This window comes from Terasakiella brassicae (assembly GCF_014641495.1).
GTDB classification, from domain to species: Bacteria; Pseudomonadota; Alphaproteobacteria; order Rhodospirillales; family Terasakiellaceae; genus Terasakiella; species Terasakiella brassicae.
This window is the reverse complement of sequence record NZ_BMHV01000020.1, coordinates 18,711-41,291: the sequence shown is the minus strand read 5'-3', so window position 1 is coordinate 41,291 and position 22,581 is coordinate 18,711. Positions and strand designations below refer to the sequence as shown.

Here is a 22,581-nt window from a genome sequence, read left to right as displayed (position 1 = left end):
CATATGAGAACTTAAAGAATGTTATCTCTAATGTAATGATGTTCTGTTTTTACACAATCCCCTTTTGCGCTTAAGCCTGTCTCGCCGTTGGGGAGGATAGACGCGCCCTTTGCCCCAACGGGATGTTTTCGCAGAGCTGTTTGTAAAACAAGGTCATGTCGGCCAGTTTTTCAATTCGTTGCGTGCTGTCTTCGCGTATGGTGTCGATCAGGTGATGCATATTTTTACAAATGGTATTGGCTGGTTTGCTTGGGTCTTGGTCAATCCGTATAGATAAATCCTGTAAGGAGTTTTCAATACAATCCAGCAGGTAGTTAGGGTCATAGCCTTCCGGGTTGTCCGGTGTCAGGCGATCCATAAGCCACGCCAGTTGTACAAGGTGGCGTTCCAGTTTGATTTCGTTGAATTTACAAAGGCTGTCATGGATGGCGTGTTCCAGATCTTCCGGCCTCGCGCCATTTAAAACTTTGGCTGCAAGGGTGTTGGGGACTTCAAAAACAGGGGCGCTTTCACCGTTTGGGTTTTGATAGTTCATCCGGTCGGGGCCGACATAATCGTGGGTGACAATAAACTTGCGCCCGTAATGACACAGGGCTTTTATTGCATTCGAGATTTTTTCGATGGAAATCGGTTTTAAAAGAACATGGTCGCATCCGGCATGTAACAAAGCATCCCGGTTTTGCGGGGATTTATTTTGGGTTAAGACGATGATGGATAAAAATGGATTTTTACAGTCAATTCCATGCCGTATATCATGGATAAAACCTGCGACTTCTCGCCCGCCAAAAGCCGCGTCAAGGATCAGCAGGTCGTATCTGTTCTTTTTAATTTGTTCGCGCAATTGAAAGAGCGTGCTGACATCACAAATTTCCTTGAAGCCCAAACCGAAAAGGCCACCGCGCAAACTGTTTCTTGTTTGCGGGTTCGGGTCTGCAAAAATGAAGTTTACATTGGCAAATTTTTGTTGCGACAGGTCGCTTTTGGGTGAGGCGGATTGTATGGACTTCCCCTGCATCTTCTTGATTTTTTCATAAAGGTTGACCGTATGGTCTGACGTTTGACGCAGGCGGGCAATAACGGTTTTAATCAGCGAGTAAAGGAAAGGGTCAACGGATTGGAGTTTGTTTTCAAAGGATGTCTTGCTAATGGCAAGAACGATTGTTTCTTCTTGTGCGGTGACGGTTGCGGAACGCGGTGCCTCTGACACAATGGCCATTTCACCGACGATACCGCCTTTTTTTACCAATGCGATGGGGATGTCGGCGCCACTTGGGCCGCGTTTTGAGATTTTGACACTGCCTTCACGAATAATATAGGCAAAGTCAGCCTGTTCGCCTTCCTGAAACAAGGTGGTGTTGGGCTTGTATGTTATGGTTTTAAATGATTCCGTACTCATTGACTTATTCCTGTATGCCAATGTGAGATAAATGTTGTTTTAGGCGCAGTTATTTATAAGTATTAATTGTATATATGATTTGTTTTAACAGTTTTAAATACCCCTATTTGGGTGATATGACTCCAAATCTGAGGTTTTGACCGAAAAATTATGAAAAGACATACATCGGTGTGTAAATGAAAAAGGGAGCGTTTGATCAACGCTCCCTTTTTTAGTCGTTAGGCAAAAGTTGTTTTACATGTTACGGCGATATTGACCACCCACTTCAAACAGGGCTTCTGAAATTTGACCCATAGAGCAATAACGCACTGCCTCCATGAGGACTTCAAACATATTGCCGTTGGCACGTGCTGTGTCTTTCAATTTTTCCAGCACTTTCTGACCTTGTTCGGCATTACGGGTCTGGAAGTCTTTCAGACGTGTAATCTGGCTTTCTTTCTCTTCTGTGGTTGAACGGGCCAGATCGGGTGTGACCGGGTCTTGTTCTTGCGGATTAAGAAAAGTGTTCACACCGATGATCGGCAAAGAGCCATCGTGTTTCTTCATTTCGTAATACAAAGATTCATCTTGGATCTTACCGCGCTGATAACCGGTTTCCATCGCACCCAGAACGCCGCCACGCTCGGAAATACGTTCGAATTCACGCAGGACGGCTTCCTCGACCAGATCGGTCAGTTCCTCGATGATGAAGGCCCCTTGGTTCGGGTTCTCGTTTTTCGCAAGACCGAATTCCTGGTTGATGATCATCTGAATGGCCAAAGCCCGACGCACAGACTCTTCTGTCGGTGTGGTGAAGGCTTCGTCATAGGCGTTGGTATGCAGGCTGTTACAGTTATCATAAGTCGCCAGCAAAGCTTGCAGGGTTGTCCGGATATCGTTGAAATCCATTTCCTGTGCGTGCAGCGAACGACCAGACGTCTGAATGTGGTATTTCAGTTTTTGTGAACGTTCGTTTGCCCCGTATTTGAAACGCATGGCCGTTGACCAGATGCGGCGCGCCACACGGCCCAGAACGGTGTATTCCGGATCCATCCCGTTGGAGAAGAAGTAAGACAGGTTCGGTGCGAAATCATCAATGTTCATCCCGCGTGCCAGATAGCTTTCGGCAAAGGTAAAGCCGTTGGACAGCGTAAAGGCCAATTGTGAAATCGGGTTCGCGCCTGCTTCGGCAATATGATAGCCGGAGATGGAGACGGAATAGAAGTTACGCACGTTGTGGTCCACAAAGTACTGCTGAATATCGCCCATCATTTTCAAGGCAAATTCAGTCGAGAAAATACAGGTATTTTGCCCTTGGTCTTCTTTCAAGATATCAGCCTGAACGGTTCCACGGGTATTTGCCAGCGCCCATGTCTTGATCTTTTCAATCTCTTCATCGGTCGGAATGCGACCATTGTCTTTTTCGAATTTTTCAAGTTGTTGATCAATGGCTGTGTTCAGGAACATCGCCAAAATCATCGGGGCAGGACCATTGATGGTCATGGAAACAGACGTGCTCGGGGCCGTCAAATCAAAGCCGCCATAAAGGACTTTCATGTCGTCCAGTGTGGCAACGGAAACGCCGGAGTTACCGATTTTACCGTAAATGTCGGGGCGGTGATCCGGGTCCTGACCATACAGGGTTACAGAGTCAAAAGCCGTGGAAAGGCGTTTTGCATCAGAATGTTGTGAGAGATACTTAAAGCGGCGGTTTGTGCGGAAAGGATCCCCCTCACCTGCGAACATACGGGTCGGGTCTTCGCCTTCACGTTTGAAGGCAAACACACCGGCAGTGTAAGGGAAGCTACCCGGAACGTTTTCTTTCAGCAACCATTTCAGGATTTCGCCTTCATCTTCAAATTGCGGCAAAGAGACCTTCGGTACTTTCAGACCGGACAGGCTTTCGTATTTCAAGGCTGTGCGGATTTCCTTGTCACGAATTTTGACAACATATTCGTCACCGGAATAATTTTCTTTAACAGTCGGCCAGATTTCCAACAGTTTGTGGCAACGTCCGTCCAGTGCTTGATCGCGTTCTTTGATCAGCTTGCGAATGGCTTTTTTGCCTTTTTCACCGGCTTCATCCAGCATGCGTACGGTTTCGCGCAATTGCTGGCGTTCGCGGGCAATTTTGGATTGTTTGGCAATTTCACTGTGATAACCACGCACGGTATCGGCAATCTCTGCCAGATAACGGCGACGTTCCGGCGGAACGATGGCCGTTTTCGGGGAAGAGTGACGAATGCCCGGCGCTTCTTTCAGTGTGGTTTTCAACTTGCCAAGTTTTTTCGCCTGCAACTGGGTGACCAGTTCATAATAAAGGGCGGTCACACCTTCGTCGTTAAAACGCGAGGCAATCGTCCCGATAACCGGCATATCTTCTGGTTTTGAATGGAACTGTTCACGGTTGCGCATGACCTGTTTGGCCACATCGCGCAAGGCATCCATTGCCCCGTTGCGGTCAAACTTGTTGATCGCAATGATTTCAGCAAAATCAAGCATGTCGATTTTTTCAAGCTGGGAGGCGGCACCGAATTCCGGCGTCATCACGTACATGGGGAAATCAACATAAGGCACAATACCTGCATCGCCCTGCCCGATCCCCGGTGTTTCAACGATCACAAGGTCGAAGCCTGCCATTTTACAGGCATTGACGATGGAGGTCATGCTCGGCGGGACTTCTGCTTTGTTGTCGCGGGTTGCGATGGAACGCACATAGATATTGTCGGCGTTGTTTGCGTTCATGCGGATGCGGTCACCCAACAAGGCACCACCGGTTTTGCGGCGTGTCGGATCAATGGCGAGAACGGCGATTTTAGGTTCGCTGGAATACATGCGGAAACGGCGGATCAATTCATCGGTCAAGGATGATTTACCGGCACCGCCCGTTCCTGTAATGCCCAGAACGGGAACCTTACCAGACAGTTTTTCACCGCCTTCGTCGATATCTTTCTTCAATTTCGCGTCAAGTTGATCGTTCTCCAGCGCGGTAATGACACGCGCGAGATCCAGTTTGTCGCCTTTTTTCAATTTTGCGAGACTGTTTGGGCAGGAAATATCTTTTGCCGGTGCATAATCCGCACGCTTGACCATATCCTGGATCATACCTTCAAGGCCCATTTTACGACCATCTTCCGGCGAATAGATTTTTTCAACGCCGTGGCTCATCAAATCCTTGATTTCATCGGTAACGATAACACCGCCGCCGCCGCCAAAGACCTTAATGTGACCAGCGCCGCGTTCTTTGAGCAGATCAATCATATATTTAAAATATTCGACATGCCCGCCCTGATAGGAACTAACCGCAATGCCTTGTACATCTTCCTGAATGGCCGCTGTAACGATTTCGTCCACAGAACGGTTATGCCCCAGATGAATGACTTCTGCCCCGCAAGATTGCAGGATACGGCGCATGATGTTGATTGATGCATCGTGTCCGTCAAACAGACTTGCAGCTGTTACAAAACGGACCGGGTTTTTCAATTTGTAAGCCTTCTTGTTTGTTTTAGCGTTACCGTCTGGCATGCCGTCCTCCAAAATTTGTCGTGAAATAAATCGGTACTCGAATGCCGATTTATTCGTTTTTAAAACGCCCTAACTTCATAAAGGTAGGACGTTGCAAAAAGCCAACAGGTTTTTACCTGTAGGCCTTAATATTCTAATGACGTTTACGTAAACGTAAAGCAAAATTCGTCGCAGGTAAAGAAATAATTTCATTGGAAATCGACGAAGGTGATCTTTGCATATGAATTGTAGGTATAAGTCCCTAAGTTTTTTAATGGAATTGACACACGTCATGTTTATGGACTGTGGGCAACTATAAAGTTATGGGTGGACAAAAATGTTACATGGGGGTTGAGGTATGCGGCTATCGGCTAAATTGCCTAGTGTTATTGTGGGCTTGTCGGTTATTGCGGTCTGCATTGCGGGTGTTATTTCGTTTGTGCGCTCAGAACAGGCGCTGGAAACGGCTGCATTTGAAAAACTGGAAGCGGTGCAGCGGGGGCGCTTCGATGAACTGGAAGCATTTCTGAAATCTGTGGAAGATGATGTCCATATCACGACAGCCAGCGATATGACCATCAAGGCACTGAATAACCTGCAACGCGGTTTTTATGGTTTTGATACCCCTGAAGTCGCCGCAAAGGAATTGGCAAAGTTTTATGTAACGGAAAATCCGCAAACCGACAAAAGTATGCTGGATGATGCCGGTGACGGGTCCAGCTATAGCCGCGCCCATGAACATTATCATCCTTGGTTCCGTGAATTTCAAAAATCACGCGGCTATGAAGATGTCCTTTTGTTAAATGATGAAGGCAGCGTTGTTTATAGCGTCAAAAAAGGCAAGGAGTTTGCAACAAATGTTGTCAAAGGTCCGTGGAAGGGTACGGACCTTGCCACAGCCTTTAATGCCGTAAAAGATAAAGAACGTGGTGTGATTTATTTTTCAGACATTCGTGTATATGAAGCAGCCGATAATACGCCAGCCAGCTTTTTAGCCAGCCCCATGTTTGATAAGCGCAATAACTTTATGGGCGTTATGATCCTGCGCCTGCCGATTTCACGCATTAACGATATTATGCAAGCCTCTGCCGGGATGGGAAAGACGGGTGAAGCCTATCTGGTCGGGAAAGACAAGATGATGCGCAGTGACTCCCGTTTTTCCAAAGACGCAACGATTTTGAAGAAAAAAGTTGATACAGTGGCTGTCGATAAGGCGTTGGCGGGCAAGTCAGGCTTAACGCTGGTCACTTATAATGACGGGCAGCAGGCTTTGTCTGCTTATGGACCGATTGATTTTCAGGGGGTGCGCTGGGCGGCCTTGGCTGAAATCACAATGGCAGAAGTGGATGAACCTGTTGGTGAATTACGCAATATCCTGATGTTGATGGTTTTAGGGTTAGTGGTGGTGGTCGGTGTGGTTGGTATCTTGATTGCCCGTACGATTACCCGCCCGGTGGGGGCGATGACATCGGTGATGCATGAACTGGCCAATGATAACCTGAAAATAGACGTTCCCTTTACCGATAAAACCGATGAAATCGGTGAGATGGCGACATCGGTTAATCATTTTAAAGAGCAAATGATTCGGGTCCGTGAACTGGAACAGGCACAGGAAGAACAGAAAAAGCAAGCTGAAGCCCAACGACGCGCGGCCATGATCCAGATGGCAAATAGCTTTGAAGACAGTGTTGGTTCCATCGTTGAAACCGTTACGGCGGCTGCTACGCAATTACAAGCCTCTGCCAGTCAGATGTCGGCTACGGCCAGTGAAACCAGCGCACAAGCGACAGCCGTTGCCAGCGCGTCTGAAGAAGCCGCTGCCAATGTGGAAACAGTCGCTGCCGCTGCGGAAGAGCTGGCAGCATCCGAAGGTGAAATTTCCAGACACGTTCACCGATCTTCTGAAGTCGCTGATTTTGCAGCCTCTCAAGCAGAGCAAACCAAGAAAACCGTTGAGGATATGGTTGAGGAAGTCGGCAAGATCGGGGCCGTTGTTAAATTGATCTCGGACATTGCCGAACAAACCAATATGTTGGCGTTGAATGCAACGATTGAAGCTGCGCGTGCCGGTGATGCGGGCAAGGGATTTGCGGTGGTGGCGCAAGAAGTCAAAACACTTGCCAATCAAACGGGACAAGCAACAGAAGAAATTGCCAAACAAATTGGTGAAATTCAGAACGTAACTCATAAGGCAGCCGAAGCCATTGAGCAAATTAGCACGACCATTACTGAGATCGATGAAATTGCCAGTGCGATTGAAACCTCTGTAGAAGAACAAAACCGTGCAACGTCTGAAATTGCGGAAAATGTTGATCAGGCATCACGGGGCACTCAAGAAGTATCCTGCAATATCCAGTCTGTGCAACAGGCGGCCAGTGAAACAGGTATGGCGGCGACACAAATTTCGGACTCCTCATCCGATCTTTCGCGACAGGCGGAGTTCTTGCGTGAAGAGGTGAACAAATTTCTCAGTGAAGTTCGTAGTGAAAAAGATGAACGTAAATTAATCCAATGGGATGAGAACCTACGCACCGGTGATGCCGAAATAGATAGTGAACATATCGCCTTTGTCGATTTGTTGAATAACTATTATTCCAAGATGATGACGGGTGATGGTACGCGCGTGGTTGAAGACACAATGGAACGTTTTGCCGCCCTGTCTCGTGATCATATGGAACATGAAGAAGCCATGATGGACAAATACGCATTCCCGAAAGCGGATCAGCATAAAACATCACATCGGGATTTCTTGAATAAGTTTTTGGAGATTAAAGAAGGCCATGAGGCTGGTAAGGATATTAGTATTGATTTCCTTGAATACCTCTCCGGCTGGCTGAAAGACCATTTCCTGAATGCCGATAAGGAGTTGGTCCGCTACGTTCAAAATCATAGTTGAGGCGTGCGAATCAGCTTTCTTCAAGCCGATAAGAATATAATTAAGGCTTTCCTTTCATCGTGTTTTGCCTTTTGGCCCGTTGGAAGGAAAGCCTTATTTCTTTGAACTGTCTTGTATATTCAATAAGTCTAAAACTTATAAAGTTGCGTCTTGTTGGTTGTTTTGCATTCCGGTCTTGACGCTTGATATGTGAAATGGTCTGTTGTTGCCCAATATGTTACCAATTCAAAGGGGAATAACACCAATGACTGATAAGAAACTTCACCCGGAAACACTGGCGCTGCATGCAGGCTATCGTAATGATCCGACTGCCAAATCCGTTGCCGTTCCGATTCATCAGACAACCTCTTATCAGTTTGATAGCGCAGAACATGCTGCCAACCTGTTCGCTTTGAAAGAGTTTGGCAACATCTACACACGGATTATGAACCCGACAACGGACGTGCTGGAACAACGCCTTGCCGCGCTTGAAGGTGGTGTTGCTGCGCTGTGCGTGGCATCCGGGCAATCTGCTGCCACTTTCTCAATCTTTAACCTATGTCAGGCAGGTGACAACTTTGTGACCTCTACCGATCTTTATGGGGGCACGTGGAACCTGTTTGCCAACACGTTTAAGCAAATGGGCATTGAAGCCCGTTTTGTGGACCCGAGTGACCCGGAAGCTTTCCGCAAGGCAACGGATGAAAAAACACGTTGCTATTTCGCAGAAACCCTGCCGAACCCGAAATTGAACGTATTTCCGATTAAGGAAGTGGCTGATATTGGTCGTGAATTGGGTGTACCGTTGATCGTTGATAATACGGCTGCCCCGATGATTTGCCGCCCGCTGGATCATGGTGCGGCGATTGTGATGTATTCCACCACCAAATATATTGCCGGACATGGAACATCTGTTGGCGGGGCGATTATCGATGGCGGTAATTTTGATTGGGAAGCTCAAGGTGATCGTTTCCCTACTCTCAACCAACCTGATGCATCCTACCACGGTGCGATTTGGACGGAAGCTGTTAAGCCGTTGGGGCCGATTGCCTATATCATCCGTGCCCGTGTGACGTTGTTGCGTGATCTTGGTTCGGCTGCCAGCCCGTTCAACGCATGGCAAACCATTCAAGGTTTGGAAACCATGCCGCTGCGTATGCGCCAACATTGTGAAAATGCGTTGAAGGTCGTGGACTTTCTGAAAAAGCATCCGAAGGTCGCAAGCGTCAACCACCCGTCCGTTCAGGAAGGGGAAGCGAAACGCCGGGCAGATACCTATTTGCAAGGTGGTTATAGTTCCCTGATTGGTTTTGAATTGAAAGACGGTCTGGATGCGGGGCGTAACTTTATCGATTCATTGGAGCTTTTGTACCATGTGGCCAATATCGGGGATGCGCGTTCCCTCGCCATTCATCCGGCGTCAACCACACACAGCCAGATGACAGCGGATGAACAGGCAAGCGCAGGTGTGACACCGGGTTATGTGCGTTTGTCTATTGGTATTGAACATGCTGACGATATTATTGCCGATATCGCACAAGCGTTGGATAAAGCGTAACAAAGAGTTACACTTTGCCATAATTTAAGCATAAACGCCGGGCTATATAACGTCCGGCGTTTATGTTATCTGCACAATCTGTAAAAGGATCGGATTGAGTAGACTTTCTTTTAGGGGGAAACCGTTTTGTCACGTCCGCAATTTCTCACTTCTGAATCTTTGCCGCGCACCCGTATGCGCCGCAATCGTCAGTTCGATTGGTCGCGTCGCCTCGTGCGTGAAAATACGCTGAGTGTCGATGATCTGGTTTGGCCTGTATTTGTTCTGGATGGTGAAAAACGCCGCGAGACAGTGGCCTCCATGCCCGGTGTGGAACGTTTGTCGATTGACCTGTTGGTTGATGCGGTTGGTGAGGCCTATGAACTGGGCATTCCCGCTGTGGAACTCTTTCCTTACACGGATGAAAACTTGAAAACGCCCGATGGTAAGGAAGCGGTTAATCCGAATAACCTTGTCTGTCGTGCGGTGCGCGCCATTAAAGCGAAATATCCCGATCTCGGCATTTATACAGATATCGCGCTGGATCCATATAATAGTGACGGCCATGACGGTCTGGTCAAAGACGGTTGCGTGTTAAACGATGAAACCGTTGAAATCCTGTGTCAACAGGCGATCAATCAGGCAATGGCAGGCTGTGATGTTGTCGCCCCGTCCGATATGATGGATGGGCGCATGGGAGCGATCCGTGACGCACTTGATGCGGCTGGTTTCCAAAATGTTATGATGATGTCCTATGCAGCCAAGTATGCCTCAGCCTTTTATGGGCCTTTCCGTGATGCTGTCGGGTCATCCGGTGCGCTGGGCAAAGGGGATAAAAAAACCTATCAGATGGACCCCGCCAATACGGACGAAGCCATTCGGGAAACCGCACTGGATATTGCAGAAGGGTCCGATATGGTGATGGTCAAGCCGGGGATGCCTTATTTGGATATCGTACATCGTATCAAGGAAGCGTTTGGTGTGCCTGTTTCCGTTTATCATGTCAGTGGTGAATATTCGATGATGAAAGCGGCGGTTCAAAATGGCTGGCTGGATAATGACCGCGCTGTTTTGGAAAGCCTGATGTGCTTTAAACGTGCCGGTGCAGATGTTATCTTTACCTACTGCGCGGTTGAAGCGGCAAAGCTTCTGGCAAAATAAGTCTTCTTATGTGCAATAAAAAACGCCGTATCTTTTAAGGATACGGCGTTTTTTTAATCTTTGTTGATTAGATCAGGATGCTTTGTGTTCTGACGTTTGAATATCCAGCATACGATCCACATCAAGAACAACCATCAATTGCCCATCAAGGCGATAGACGCCGGAGGCAAATTCGCGCCAGATCGGGTCCAGCGTGGATGGGTTGCGTTCATAATTTTTTTCATCAAGGCTGAGGACTTCGCCCACATTGTCGACCAGCAAGCTGTAAAGTTCATTAACATGTTCAACAGTCACCCCCATGCTTTGTCCTTTGTCGGCGCGTTTGGGCAGGCCAAGGCGGACGCGCACATCAATCACAGTGACAATACGACCACGCAGGTTGATCGATCCTGCGACCTCTTTCGGGGCCAATGGGATGAAGGCGATATGGTCGGGCATTAAAATGTCCTGAACTTTCAAAACAGGAATGCCGAACAATTGATCAGCAATTTTAAATGTTACGTAATCTTCCAAACCATCGCCTTTGATAAGGTCTGTGGATTGCGCATCGTTTGTCGTCACAAGCTGATTCATATTTTGTCTCCGGCCACTAAAGCATTACGGCGTTGGGATGGATTTTTATCCAAACCTTTATTCCAAAGCGATTTAACGATCAATTTACACGAAAGTCTACCTTGGAGTTAAGCCAAATAATTGATTTTTTCGAGTTATTTTGAAAATTAACCTGCCAACCACCGTTTGACAAGGTCGATTTGATCGCCTTCCATCAAGGTGGGAGCATGTCCAACCTGAGGGATTTCAACGAGTTCAGCATCTGGGCCCCGTCTCAACATTTCCTCTGCGGTCTCTTTTGAAAGCAGATCGGAATTTTCACCTCGCAAAATTAAAACCGGACATTGAATAGCCTCCCAAACAGACCAAAGGTTGACATCGGCAGGTTCTGCAGCTTTGAAAGGAACCGAAATTGCCGGGTCGTAATGCAGGACAAACTGACCGTCTTCGTTTTTTCTGGAGCTATGTTGTGCCAAATGATGCCACATGGAATCGGTAAGTTTTCCAAAAGGTTCGTGGATTTGACGCAAATGTTTCTCGACACTTTCCAACGTGGGGAAACTCATATCAAGTCCCAGATAGCTCCCAAGGAAGGAGATCGATTCCTTTGTGACAAAAGGTCCGACATCATTTACAATCAGGCGTTGGATAGGGCTGTTGACTTGGGCGGCGAGCATCATGCCGATTAACCCGCCCATTGAGGTGCCGATCCAGTCGATTTGTTCTTCACCGATTTTTGCCATTAAGGCCGCCATATCACTGAGATAGGTCGGAAAACCGTAATCATGCGGGTTGACCAACCAATCACTTTGACCGCGCCCGGCCATATCGGGACAGATAACTTGATGATTGTCGCACAGGCTTTGTGCCAGAAAATCAAAATCGCGGCTGTTGCGTGTCAAACCGTGAACACAAAAAACCGTTCGACCGGCTTCGCTAAATCCCCATTGTGTATAGGCGATACGGTGAAAGCCGTGTGGGCCGAGGCTGAGAAAGCTGTTTTGTTGCATGAGAGTTCATCCTTATGTGCAAACAATTTGCCTTATCTTGCAAACTTGATAGTTTGTTCGTCAAACAATTTTAGAACGTGCGGAGAAAATAAAGACAATGACTGACCCGATTTTAGTCCAACGCGATGGTGAAACGGTAACAATTACCTTAAATAATCCCGATAAACGCAATGCCTTGACCAAACCGGCATGGCAGCAGTTAGGCGATGTGATCGAAGATTTATCCGCAGATGATACTTTGCGCTGCCTGATATTGCGCGGTGCGGGCGATGAAGCTTTTGCCGCCGGTGCCGATATATCGGAATTTCCAGAACAAAGGTCCAGCGCAGCGCAGGCGAAGGCATATGGCGAGGTTGTCACACGTACCGTTCAGGCGATTGAAGAATGTCAGCACCCGACCATTGCCATGATCAAGGGGGCCTGCACGGGGGGTGGTTTGGAAATCGCTTGTGCCTGTGATATGCGCATTGCGGGTGAAAGTGCGCGTTTTGGTGTGCCGATTAATCGCTTGGGTCATACGTTGGCCTATCCTGAACTGGATGCGATCTTACGCCTTGTCAGCCCGGCTGTGATGCTGGAACTGCTGCTGGAGGGCCGTGTTATAGATGCGCCCCATGCCCTGCGTGTCGGGTTGATTAACCGGATTGTGGAAGACTGGGAAGTCGAAGAAGAAACCCGCCTGTGTGCGGAACGTATTTCAAAAGGGGCACCGTTGGCAGCCCGTTTACATAAAAAGATGGTCCGTCGATTAAAGCAGCCGCAACCATTGAGCCAAGAAGAACTGGACGAAGCTTTTTCAACATGCGATTCTGAAGATTATCAGAATGGTTTCAAGGCCTTTATGGACAAAACAAAACCTGTCTTCAAGGCACGTTGATTAAAACGTTTTATAGCCACCTTTATAATATAATAAAGGTCCGCCGTTTTCTTCCATTTCAATGCGGGTGACTTCACCAACGAAAATGGTGTGGTCGCCCCCGATATGGGCTTCGGCCCGTTTGCATTCCAAAACGGCAAGTGTCCCTTTCAGGCTGGGGCAACCGTTTTCACCAAACCCCCATTCAACTTGATCGAACTTATTCTCTTCACGACCAGCAAACAGGTTGGAGACTTTTTCCTGTGTTTCAGACAGAATGCAGATATTAAAATGATCTTGTGTCAGGAAAAAATCGCTTAAGGGGCTGTCGGTTTTCAGGGAAAAAAGGACCAGCGGCGGTTCCAGAGAAACAGAGGCAAAGGAATTGATTGTCACGCCAATCGGGTTCCCATCGTGGCACAGGGTTGTCACAACCGTAATCCCGGTTGCAAAATTTCCGAGTGCGTCTCTAAACTCTCTTGGATCGATACTCATTTCTTTATACTTCTTTATCGTGTAAGTGTCACTTGGAAGCATTCAATAGAGATTGAAGGAAGCTGCGTCAATAACTTGTTTATTTATCTCTTGCGACCTAATTGTATATATATGAGAACGAAATGTCGAAAACGAAGGAAAAAGAATGACTGAAATTCGACCTGTAACACCGTCTGCGCGGTGGCAAGAGACGCGCGCCAACCGAAAAGCGGAAGGCCCAGACCCGATTGAAAGTCCTGAATATTATGAGGGTATTTCCGTCAAACGGATTATCGCATATGTGATTGATTTCATTATATGTGCAAGCCTAGGGTTGGTTGGGGCCGTTGTTGCGAGTATCGCCGGGATTATGTCATTCGGTTTGCTATTCGGTCCCTTAATGGCGATTTTGGCACTGATCCCGATCCTTTATCATACATTTTTAATTGCTTCGCCCCAAAGTGCGACATACGGCATGCGTTTTGTCGGCATTCGTGTCTATCGTCTGGATGGTGGGCAGCCGGAAATATTGCAGGCTTTTATCCAAACGGCGGTTTTTTTCTTTACAGCACCGCCAACGTCATTTTTGATTCTGATTGTCAGTCTTTTCAATACCAAAAGACGCTGCTTACATGATATGTTAGCAGGAACGTTGGTGTTGAATAACGTTGAACATAATTAAACAGTAAAGCTGGGTGTCATGCGTCAGGACCGGGTCAAACCCAAAGTCTTTTTCTATACGACCTCTCCCCTTGCCTGTCCGTATCTGGATGGGCAGGTGGAACGACGTATTGTGACGGAACTGAGCGGTAAGGACGCAGATGCCTTGCACAATGCCTTATCCAAAGGTGGTTTTCGACGCAGCCATTTTATGGCCTATTCGCCGGTGTGTCCCAACTGTTCTGCCTGTATTCCGGTGCGTGTTGATGCTGCGCAATTTGTCTTTTCTAAAAACCAGCGGCGCAGTGCAAAACGTTTTTCTCATTTGCAGGCGCAGTTTTGTGAACCGATAGCGACACAAGAACAATTCCAGCTATTTGAAAAATACCAACATGGGCGCCATACCGATGGGGATATGGCATCTATGGACTTTTTTGATTATCGTTCAATGGTCGAAGAAACACCTGTTGAAACATCCATTGTCGAGTTTCGCGACCAAGGGAAGCTGGTTGCCGCGTTATTGTTGGATCATCTGGATGACGGTATATCTGCGGTTTATAGCTTTTTCTCCAACGATAATGCCTATAGTGGAGTCGGAAACTATATGGTGCTTTGGTGCATTCAGCATGTTCGGGAAAATGCCCTGCCCTATGTCTATCTTGGTTACTTGATTAAAGAGTGTCGTAAAATGTCGTACAAGCAACGTTACACACCTCTGGAAGGCTGTGTTGACGGGCTTTGGGTAGCGCTGGATACCGACTAATACCTAGAAAAAATTAATTAATGCAAGGGACTAAGTAATACTTGGTAGCTGCTTTTCATTGCATCTCATTTGCATCTCCCGTAACATTATTTCTCATTGGTTTGATAATACCGATGTTCGGGATCAATCCCGAGCTCTTATTTGTAATGTGATTAGGGAGGTTTTCACATGAAGCGTCGTGATTTTCTCGCCGGAGCTGCTTCCGGCGTCGCGGTTGGTGCAGCGGCTGCAGTTTCTTCGCCTGCAATCGCCAGCGGTAAACGTACACTGAAAATGGTTACAACCTGGCCGAAAAATTTTCCCGGCCTGGGTACAGGTGCTGCACGTGCTGCGAAACGTATCACGGACATGACAGACGGTCAGTTGACCGTTAAATTGTTTGCAGCCGGTGAATTGGTACCGGCTCTTGAAGCGTTTGATGCTGTTTCCAGTGGGACAGCCGATATGTACCACGGTGCAGAATACTATTGGCAAGGTAAACACAAGGCATTCAACTTCTTCACTGCTGTGCCGTTTGGTCTGACAGCGGGTGAAATGGATGCATGGATCCATCATGCAGGCGGTCAGGAACTGTGGGACGAACTGGCAGCCGGCTTTAACGTAAAACCGTTTGCTTGTGGTAACACAGGCGTTCAGATGGGTGGTTGGTTTAATAAAGAAATCAATACAGTAGAAGACCTGAAAGGTCTGAAAATCCGTATGCCGGGTCTGGGTGGCGAAGTTCTGCGTAAATTGGGCGCAGCGGCGATCACACTACCGGGCGGCGAAATCTTCCCGTCCCTTCAGTCCGGTGCGATTGACGCAACGGAATGGGTTGGTCCGTGGAACGATTTGGCATTTGGTTTCTATAAAACAACCAAATTCTACTACTACCCGGGTTTTCACGAGCCGGGCTCTACACTGTCTTGCGGTGTGAATCTGGATGTCTGGAAGTCTTTGTCACCGATGCATCAGGAAATCGTTCGTAATGCAACGATGGCTGAAAACAACTACATGATGGCTGAATTCAATGCCCGTAACGGTGACAGCCTTGATGTATTGTTGAATAAGCATGGTGTCCAATTGCGTAAATTCTCTGATGATGTTATGACCAAAATTGGTGAAGCGTCCGGTGAAGTTATGCGCGAAGTGGCTGCCAGCGATGAAATGACAGGCAAGGTCTTCAAACATTTTGCTGACTTCCGTAAGAAAGCAATGCGTTGGTCTGATATGTCTGAGAACGCGTACTGGGATTCCCGTCGCTTGCCGTTCAAATACGATTGATGATGAACAAAATGATGGATCGGATTTATTTCGATCCATCATTTTTCATCCAATAACTAAGAAAAGTCATAAATTTTTATGATGATACACACTCTCTTTTTAAAAGGAGAAGAGCCTTGGGGTTTCTTGTGGCTTTAATGCGTTTCATCGATGGATTGAATCAGACGATCGGTAAAACTGTCGCTTGGTTGGCCGTGATTATGGTAATCACCCAGTTTTCTGTCGTAGTGTTGCGTTACGTTTTCGGCTTTGGTTCCATTATGATGCAGGAATCAGTCGTCTATATGCATTCCTTCCTTTTTATGATCGGTGCCGGTTATACCCTGTTGCACAATGGGCACGTCAGGGTCGATGTTTTTTACCGGGAAGCCAGCATTCATAAAAAGGCCGTGATTGATATTTTCGGCGTTGTCTTCCTACTGTTACCCGTTTGCATCTTGATCGCAGATTCCTCATGGAAATATGTCTACCAGTCCTGGTCGATTATGGAAGGTTCTGTCGAGACAAGCGGTATTCAGGCTTTGTTTATCTTAAAATCCGTTATTTTGGTATTCTGTTTTCTGCTTGCCTTACAAGGTATTGGGCTGGCGTTGCGCTCGTTCCTGATCTTAAAGGGCGTCGTGGTACCGGAAGAAGAACATGAATTACACGAGGTGCCCTGATTATGGAAATCGCTGAAATTTTATGCCTTGCCATGTTCGTCGTGACATGCGGCTTTCTGATGCTGGGGTTCCCTGTTGCCTTTACCTTGGCGGGGACAAGTATTTTCTTCGCGGCGATGGGCGTTGCTACGGATGTTTTTACCTGGTCCCTATTTGGGGCGCTGCCCTCGCGTATCTTTGGCAACGCCATGACGAACGAGGTTCTAATCGCCGTCCCCTTATTTATTTTCATGGGGGTTATGTTAGAACGTTCCAAGGTTGCTGAAGAATTGCTGGACAGCATGGGAATGTTGTTTGGAACCATGCGCGGCGGTCTTGGTGTCTCTGTCTCTATCGTTGGGGCTTTGTTGGCGGCATCGACGGGGATTGTGGGGGCTACGGTTGTGACAATGGGTTTGTTGTCTTTGCCGACCATGTTGAAGCGCGGTTATAACCCGTCACTGGCTTGTGGTTCCATTTGTGCCGCCGGAACTTTGGGGCAGATCATTCCGCCTTCTATTGTTTTGGTTCTGTTGGGCGATCAGATTTCAAACGCCTATTCCGATGCGCAACGTGCTATGGGGAACTACTCGCCAGAACCTGTTTCAGTTGGGGATTTGTTTGCCGGTGCGTTGATCCCGGGACTGGGCTTGGTTGGTATGTATATTATCTATCAATTGATTGTCGCGTGGTTAAAACCGGAAACATCACCGGCCATTCCGGATGAAGAACTGAATGTTGAAGGTTTGGGCAAACGTATCGCTCATGCCCTGATCCCACCAATTATTTTGATTGTGGCTGTCTTGGGGTCTATCTTGGCGGGCGTTGCAACACCGACCGAAGCCGCAGCGGTTGGTTCAATCGGTGCCTTGCTTCTGGCAGGGTTGCGTATTGATGAAAACCACGGTGTTCCGTTCTATGCGGCGGGTTTGTCTTTGGTCGTGATGCTTATTTTGACCAATACAATGGACTTACGCGTTGGCATGAACGAAATTAATCTCGCCAATATGTTCGGGATTGGGCTGTCCGTTGTTTGCTGTCTGGTTTTGGTGTACGGCCTGATCATGGCGTTGAAACGGGTCTGGGATGCGGAAATCCTGCAAACGGTTTGTCGTTCAACGATGGATATCACCTCAATGGTATTTGTGATCCTGATCGGGGCTTCCGTCTTTTCCTTGGTCTTCCGGGGCCTCGGCGGTGACGATATGGTTCACGAGATGTTGCACGACCTGCCGGGTGGTGTTGTCGGTGCCATGTTGGTTGTGATGGCCGTTATGTTTGTTCTGGGATTCTTCCTCGACTTTATCGAGATCACATTCGTGGTCGTGCCGATTGTGGCCCCAGTTCTGTTGATGATGGATTTGAACCCGGTCTGGTTGGGTGTGATGATGGCGATGAACCTGCAAACATCGTTCCTGACACCGCCTTTCGGCTTTGCCCTGTTCTATTTGCGTGGTGTTGCCCCGAAAGAGGTCTCAACGATGCAAATCTATAAAGGTGTCGTCCCGTTCATTCTTATTCAGATGATCGGGCTTGGCCTGCTGGCGCTGTTCCCGGGGTTGGCAACCTGGTTGCCAACGGTGATCTTCGGATAAGATCAGCCGGATTAGAAAAAAGGGCTCCTGAAGAATTTCAGGGGCCCTTATACATTAAGAGGCAGAAAGATTTGTTATGATCTTTCTGCCTCTTTTTTTGATTCTTTGTGATGCTTGCTTAGCTGGCGGCTTCCAACATGGGTTTGCCTTCGCGGTGTTCTTCCGGCTGGATGCCAAGGCGCTCAAACATGTTGCGGTCGCTAGAAACGCTTTGGTTACCAGCGGTGAGCAACTTGTCACCATAGAACATGGAGTTTGCACCGGCAAAGAAGCACAGGGCTTGTAATTCTTCGCTCATTTCCTCGCGCCCGGCAGACAGACGAACGTAGGATGCGGGCATAACGAGACGGGCAACGGCGATGGTTCTGACAAAATCAAAATCGTCGATTTTGGCTTTGGCTTCAAACGGTGTGCCTTCGATCGGGATCAGCATGTTAATCGGCACACTTTCCGGATGCTTGGGCAGGTTTGCCAAGGTTACCATCATGGACGCACGATCTGTGCGCGTTTCGCCCATGCCAATGATACCGCCTGTGCACAGTTTAATGCCATTGTCTCGGCAGCGATCCAATGTGGCGAGACGATCATCAAATGTACGTGTGCTGACAACCTTGTCGTAATACTCACGGGACGTGTCGATGTTATGGTTATAATAATCCAGACCGGCTTCTTTCAGCTGTTCTGTCTGTTTATCCGATAACATGCCCAATGTCATACAGGTGTCCATCCCCAGATCTTTAACAGATTTGACCATATTCAGAATTTCCGGCATGTCGCGATCTTTGGGGGAACTCCAGGCCGCGCCCATACAAAAACGGGTTGCACCGCCTTCTTTAGCGGCTTTGGCGGCTTCGATGACATCGGCAGACGGGATCATCTTTTCCGCTTTTAATTCCGCTTCATGGTGGGCAGATTGAGAACAGTAATTGCAATCTTCTGCACAACCGCCTGTTTTGATGTTTAACAGCGTACTAAGCTGTACACGGTTCGGATCGAAATTTTGGCGATGAACGCTTTGCGCATGAAAGAGAAGATCGTTGAAAGGAAGGGCAAAAAGCGCTTCGACTTCTTCCAAGGTCCAGTCATTGCGCGGCGTAGCAGAAATAGTGGGGGTCATGTTCTTTTTTCCATAATACCTGAGTGGCGCACCACGTTATTTGAATACCTAGATATACCAGCCGAAAACAGTTTTCAAGATAAATCGGTATTCGAATGCCGATTTATTTTTTGTGGGTATATCAGGCTTTGGCGTCTCTGTTTTACCAGAGGCGCCATTTTTTATTGGTGATCAAAACCTTAGGTGAATTTGTTATTGCGCGGGAACCCGGTGGGTGCCAAGCGCCCTGCCCCGGCCCGTTTACCGATCCACGGCAGCAGATCGGTCACGGTGCGGGTGCGTTCGCTATCCCCGCCCATTTGCCAACTGAGGCCATCTTCCAGATTAAAGGTTGTGACATCGGACATACCGCCATCGCGGTATTTTTGCAAAATGACACCGCGACCACGGGCCATATTGGGCAATTCCTCGGTTTTAAAGATCAGAATTTTGCGGTTATCCCCAACCACGGCAATGGCATTGCCTGTAAGAGGCAAGCATATTTTAGCTTTCTCCCCGTCTTGCAGGTTGAGAATTTGTTTCCCGTTTTTGGTTTGGGCGGCGACATCTTTTTCCTGAATGGCAAAACCGCGCCCAGCACTTGAGGCCAACAAGATTTGGCGTTCCGGTTGGTGAATGAACATATCGACAATCTCGTTTTCATTGCCCATATCAACCATCAGGCGGATGGGTTCCCCCTGCCCGCGTCCCGGCGGCAGCTTGTCGCATCCGATGGTGAAAAAACGACCATTTGTTGCAAAGACCAAAAGCTTATCCGTTGTGTAGCCTTTCAGAATAAAGCGTTCTTTGTCGCCATCTTTATATTTCATGGCGGCTTCGTCGTTGTTGTGCCCTTTAAAGGCACGGATCCAGCCTTTTTGCGAACAGACAATGGTGACAGGTTCGCGTTCAATGAAGGCTTCGAAATTGACAATATCTGCACTGGGGGCATCACCAAAGTTGGTGCGGCGTTTCCCCAGTTCGGTTTTTTGACCGAATTTTTTCTTGGTTTCACGAATTTCATCGGAAATACGCGCCCATTGTAATGTTTCGTCACCAAGCAGAATTTGTAAACCATCGCGTTCTGCACTGAGTTGATCGTGTTCGGTCTTGATTTCCATTTCTTCAAGCTTACGAAGCGAACGTAGACGCATGTTTAAAATGGCTTCGGCTTGCACATCTGTCAGCTTGAAGGTCGATATAAGGTCTTCTTTGGGATGATCTTCTTCGCGGATAATACGAATGACTTCATCCAGATTGAGGAAAGCAATCAAGTAGCCTTCCAAAATTTCCAGCCTGTGTTCGATTTTTTGTAAACGATAATTGGAACGACGTTGCAAGACGACGCGGCGGTGATCCAAAAAGGCCTGCAAGACTTCGCGCAAATCCATGACGCGCGGGGTCTGGTCTGCGTCAAGAACGTTCATATTCAATCCGAAACGAACCTCGAAATCCGTTAGTTTGAATAACTGTTCCATCAGAATTTCGGCTTCAACGGTCCGGTTACGCGGTTCCAGTACAACGCGCACTTCTTCAGTGGACTCGTCGCGAATGTCGGCCAGCAAAGGCAGTTTTTTCGCAATCAGAAGCTCGGCTACTTTTTCAATCAGTTTGGATTTTTGGACCTGATAGGGAATATCGGTAATGACGATTTGATACATGCCGTGGGAAAGTTCTTCTTTTTCCCATTTTGCCCGAATACGGAACGAGCCTTTCCCCTTGGTGTAGGTTTCGATGATGCTGGCACGTTCTTCGACTAATACGCCACCGGTCGGGAAATCGGGCCCGGGGATAAGGTCGACCAATTTTTCGATACTGGCATTGGGGAATTTGATCAAATGTAATAGGCCGTCACAAAGTTCACCTGCGTTGTGCGGGGGAATGTTTGTGGCCATGCCGACCGCGATTCCGCTGGATCCGTTCGCCAGCAAGTTTGGAAAAGCTGCGGGCAGGACACAGGGTTCTTCTTCTTCCCCGTCATAGGTATCGCGAAAATCAACAGAATCTTCGTCAATTCCGCTCAGCAAGGCCATTGCAACCTCGGTCAGGCGGGCTTCGGTATAACGCATGGCGGCGGCATTATCGCCGTCGATGTTACCGAAGTTTCCTTGACCATCGACCAAGGGGTAACGCACGGCAAAGTCCTGTGCGAGACGAACCATCGCATCATAAACGGCACTGTCGCCATGCGGGTGATATTTACCGATGACGTCCCCGACCACGCGGGCACATTTTTTAAAGCCTTTCTGTGGGTCCAGTTTGAGTTGGCGCATGGCAAATAACAAGCGCCGGTGAACGGGCTTGAGACCATCGCGCACATCGGGCAGAGAGCGCGACATAATAGTGGACATGGCATAGGCGAGATAACGCTCGCCTAAGGCATCGGCTAATCGCGTTTCGCGAATATCGCCTGCTGGGTTTGTATTGGTCATTGGTCCTCGAAAATGAAGGAAAAAATTTGATCAAATAGATTTGGCCCTAGTTTAACCATCTATTTCATTCGGTCAATAAATCGCGTACGTGCCGAGGGAATCTTCTTGTTCATCGGGGCAAGAACGCAGCGGTCCAAAAAGTGTCCGGTGATGGTAAAAGCGCTGAGAAGGTCTTTTTTCGTTGGTTTTATCTCATCTACAAGTAGATGATGAGGTAAAGGGAAAAGCTTGTTTTTATAAGGTTCCCCTGCATCGCGGCTGACGGCCCGTCCGGTTTTGGGGGAAATGTAAATTAAATCGCCTGTTTGCCCTGTGGCTGCACATGAAGTTAAGTCCAATCCAAAACCAAGCTCATTCAAAAGACCTAATTCCCATCTTTGATAGATTTCAGGCCATAAACGGGACTGATCCAGCATATCCAGCAAGATCAACGTGGCGTCGAACAAGCCCTCAACGGGTTGACGATCTGCAAGGCAGGTTTCACACATGGCGCAGACAACATTTAGGTATGTTAGTTTTTCACGCGAATGCAGGGCTTTGGCGCTATAGGATTCTTCCAGTTCAAGGGTGAATTGCCCCAGATGTTCATCCAATCGCCCTTTCCATTCCAAATGCAGCAAGTTGCCGGGTTGAACGATTGCCGATAACCGTTTTCCCGCCCCGCCACGTACCAGTCCGTTATGGCGGCCATGCTGGCGCGTTAAAACAGATAGAATAATGCTGTTTTCGCCATGTTTTCGTGTGGAGAGAACGATGCCGAGGTCGGACCAGATCATTGTCGTAAGGC

General features: G+C 48.0%; 17 protein-coding genes. 9 read left to right on the top strand and 8 right to left on the bottom strand.

Annotated elements, in window-relative coordinates:
* Positions 1-70: 70 nt before the first annotated feature.
* A complete protein-coding gene (locus IEW74_RS13145; protein WP_188665996.1) occupies positions 71-1,396 on the bottom strand; it encodes a cyclic nucleotide-binding domain-containing protein in 1,326 nt (441 codons plus the stop codon).
* Between the two features lie 234 nt (positions 1,397-1,630).
* Positions 1,631-4,900 carry a fused isobutyryl-CoA mutase/GTPase IcmF gene (icmF, locus tag IEW74_RS13140; protein WP_188665993.1) on the bottom strand — a complete coding sequence of 1,090 codons (3,270 nt, stop codon included), beginning with the start codon at positions 4,898-4,900 and terminating at the stop codon, positions 1,631-1,633.
* A 337-nt stretch (positions 4,901-5,237) separates the two neighbouring features.
* Here icmF and IEW74_RS13135 point away from each other — a divergent pair, with 337 nt between their 5' ends.
* From IEW74_RS13135 to hemB, 3 genes are all read left to right on the top strand, one after another.
* Entirely contained in the window at positions 5,238-7,775 is a 2,538-nt protein-coding gene (locus tag IEW74_RS13135) for a bacteriohemerythrin (protein WP_188665990.1), read from the top strand.
* 244 nt (positions 7,776-8,019) lie between these two features.
* Positions 8,020-9,312 carry an O-acetylhomoserine aminocarboxypropyltransferase/cysteine synthase family protein gene (locus IEW74_RS13130; RefSeq protein WP_188665988.1) on the top strand — a complete coding sequence of 431 codons (1,293 nt, stop codon included), beginning with the start codon at positions 8,020-8,022 and terminating at the stop codon, positions 9,310-9,312.
* Between the two features lie 174 nt (positions 9,313-9,486).
* Positions 9,487-10,452 (top strand): porphobilinogen synthase, encoded by a 966-nt coding sequence (hemB, locus tag IEW74_RS13125; RefSeq protein ID WP_188666046.1) that lies wholly within the window; start codon positions 9,487-9,489, stop codon positions 10,450-10,452.
* A 72-nt stretch (positions 10,453-10,524) separates the two neighbouring features.
* Here the strand turns inward: hemB and IEW74_RS13120 are convergent, their stop codons facing one another.
* Both IEW74_RS13120 and IEW74_RS13115 read right to left on the bottom strand, forming a co-directional pair.
* Positions 10,525-11,025, bottom strand: a complete 501-nt coding sequence (locus IEW74_RS13120; protein ID WP_188665986.1) for a chemotaxis protein CheW — start codon at positions 11,023-11,025, stop codon at positions 10,525-10,527.
* Between the two features lie 146 nt (positions 11,026-11,171).
* A complete protein-coding gene (locus IEW74_RS13115) occupies positions 11,172-12,014 on the bottom strand; it encodes an alpha/beta fold hydrolase (RefSeq protein ID WP_188665984.1) in 843 nt (280 codons plus the stop codon).
* Between the two features lie 97 nt (positions 12,015-12,111).
* Here IEW74_RS13115 and IEW74_RS13110 point away from each other — a divergent pair, with 97 nt between their 5' ends.
* On the top strand, positions 12,112-12,891 hold the full coding sequence (locus IEW74_RS13110) for an enoyl-CoA hydratase-related protein (protein ID WP_188665981.1): 780 nt from the start codon (positions 12,112-12,114) through the stop codon (positions 12,889-12,891).
* On the opposite strand, the gene IEW74_RS13105 is transcribed toward IEW74_RS13110, so the two are convergent.
* Positions 12,892-13,365, bottom strand: coding sequence for a flavin reductase family protein (locus IEW74_RS13105; RefSeq protein ID WP_188665979.1), 474 nt, complete (start codon positions 13,363-13,365; stop codon positions 12,892-12,894).
* Positions 13,366-13,510: 145 nt separating this feature from the next.
* On the opposite strand from IEW74_RS13105, the gene IEW74_RS13100 reads away from it, so the two are divergent.
* The 5 genes from IEW74_RS13100 to IEW74_RS13080 all read left to right on the top strand — a co-directional run bounded on the left by IEW74_RS13100 (position 13,511) and on the right by IEW74_RS13080 (position 18,266).
* Positions 13,511-14,026 (top strand): RDD family protein, encoded by a 516-nt coding sequence (locus tag IEW74_RS13100; protein WP_188665978.1) that lies wholly within the window; start codon positions 13,511-13,513, stop codon positions 14,024-14,026.
* An 18-nt stretch (positions 14,027-14,044) separates the two neighbouring features.
* Positions 14,045-14,767, top strand: a complete 723-nt coding sequence (locus IEW74_RS13095) for an arginyltransferase (protein WP_188665976.1) — start codon at positions 14,045-14,047, stop codon at positions 14,765-14,767.
* A 168-nt stretch (positions 14,768-14,935) separates the two neighbouring features.
* Complete coding sequence (locus IEW74_RS13090) at positions 14,936-16,030, top strand: TRAP transporter substrate-binding protein (RefSeq protein WP_188665974.1); 1,095 nt, start codon at positions 14,936-14,938, stop codon at positions 16,028-16,030.
* A 116-nt stretch (positions 16,031-16,146) separates the two neighbouring features.
* A complete protein-coding gene (locus IEW74_RS13085; protein ID WP_229734355.1) occupies positions 16,147-16,692 on the top strand; it encodes a TRAP transporter small permease subunit in 546 nt (181 codons plus the stop codon).
* Between the two features lie 2 nt (positions 16,693-16,694).
* Positions 16,695-18,266 carry a TRAP transporter large permease gene (locus IEW74_RS13080; RefSeq protein WP_188665972.1) on the top strand — a complete coding sequence of 524 codons (1,572 nt, stop codon included), beginning with the start codon at positions 16,695-16,697 and terminating at the stop codon, positions 18,264-18,266.
* 118 nt (positions 18,267-18,384) lie between these two features.
* On the opposite strand, the gene bioB is transcribed toward IEW74_RS13080, so the two are convergent.
* The 3 genes from bioB to recO form a co-directional block, all read right to left on the bottom strand.
* Positions 18,385-19,383 carry a biotin synthase BioB gene (bioB, locus tag IEW74_RS13075; protein ID WP_188665970.1) on the bottom strand — a complete coding sequence of 333 codons (999 nt, stop codon included), beginning with the start codon at positions 19,381-19,383 and terminating at the stop codon, positions 18,385-18,387.
* A gap of 179 nt (positions 19,384-19,562) precedes the next feature.
* Positions 19,563-21,794, bottom strand: a complete 2,232-nt coding sequence (gene parC / locus IEW74_RS13070; protein ID WP_188665968.1) for a DNA topoisomerase IV subunit A — start codon at positions 21,792-21,794, stop codon at positions 19,563-19,565.
* Positions 21,795-21,853: 59 nt separating this feature from the next.
* On the bottom strand, positions 21,854-22,570 hold the full coding sequence (recO, locus tag IEW74_RS13065; RefSeq protein WP_188665966.1) for a DNA repair protein RecO: 717 nt from the start codon (positions 22,568-22,570) through the stop codon (positions 21,854-21,856).
* Positions 22,571-22,581: the final 11 nt, after the last annotated feature.

What these genes read in the sequence shown, in the direction of transcription:
- IEW74_RS13145 (WP_188665996.1), bottom strand. Translation starts at nt 1,396, where the DNA reads ATGAGTACGGAATCATTTAAAACCATAACATACAAGCCCAACACCACC.
- icmF (WP_188665993.1), bottom strand. Translation starts at nt 4,900, where the DNA reads ATGCCAGACGGTAACGCTAAAACAAACAAGAAGGCTTACAAATTGAAA.
- IEW74_RS13135 (WP_188665990.1), top strand. Translation starts at nt 5,238, where the DNA reads ATGCGGCTATCGGCTAAATTGCCTAGTGTTATTGTGGGCTTGTCGGTT.
- IEW74_RS13130 (WP_188665988.1), top strand. Translation starts at nt 8,020, where the DNA reads ATGACTGATAAGAAACTTCACCCGGAAACACTGGCGCTGCATGCAGGC.
- hemB (WP_188666046.1), top strand. Translation starts at nt 9,487, where the DNA reads ATGCGCCGCAATCGTCAGTTCGATTGGTCGCGTCGCCTCGTGCGTGAA.
- IEW74_RS13120 (WP_188665986.1), bottom strand. Translation starts at nt 11,025, where the DNA reads ATGAATCAGCTTGTGACGACAAACGATGCGCAATCCACAGACCTTATC.
- IEW74_RS13115 (WP_188665984.1), bottom strand. Translation starts at nt 12,014, where the DNA reads ATGCAACAAAACAGCTTTCTCAGCCTCGGCCCACACGGCTTTCACCGT.
- IEW74_RS13110 (WP_188665981.1), top strand. Translation starts at nt 12,112, where the DNA reads ATGACTGACCCGATTTTAGTCCAACGCGATGGTGAAACGGTAACAATT.
- IEW74_RS13105 (WP_188665979.1), bottom strand. Translation starts at nt 13,365, where the DNA reads ATGAGTATCGATCCAAGAGAGTTTAGAGACGCACTCGGAAATTTTGCA.
- IEW74_RS13100 (WP_188665978.1), top strand. Translation starts at nt 13,511, where the DNA reads ATGACTGAAATTCGACCTGTAACACCGTCTGCGCGGTGGCAAGAGACG.
- IEW74_RS13095 (WP_188665976.1), top strand. Translation starts at nt 14,045, where the DNA reads ATGCGTCAGGACCGGGTCAAACCCAAAGTCTTTTTCTATACGACCTCT.
- IEW74_RS13090 (WP_188665974.1), top strand. Translation starts at nt 14,936, where the DNA reads ATGAAGCGTCGTGATTTTCTCGCCGGAGCTGCTTCCGGCGTCGCGGTT.
- IEW74_RS13080 (WP_188665972.1), top strand. Translation starts at nt 16,695, where the DNA reads ATGGAAATCGCTGAAATTTTATGCCTTGCCATGTTCGTCGTGACATGC.
- bioB (WP_188665970.1), bottom strand. Translation starts at nt 19,383, where the DNA reads ATGACCCCCACTATTTCTGCTACGCCGCGCAATGACTGGACCTTGGAA.
- parC (WP_188665968.1), bottom strand. Translation starts at nt 21,794, where the DNA reads ATGACCAATACAAACCCAGCAGGCGATATTCGCGAAACGCGATTAGCC.
- recO (WP_188665966.1), bottom strand. Translation starts at nt 22,570, where the DNA reads ATGATCTGGTCCGACCTCGGCATCGTTCTCTCCACACGAAAACATGGC.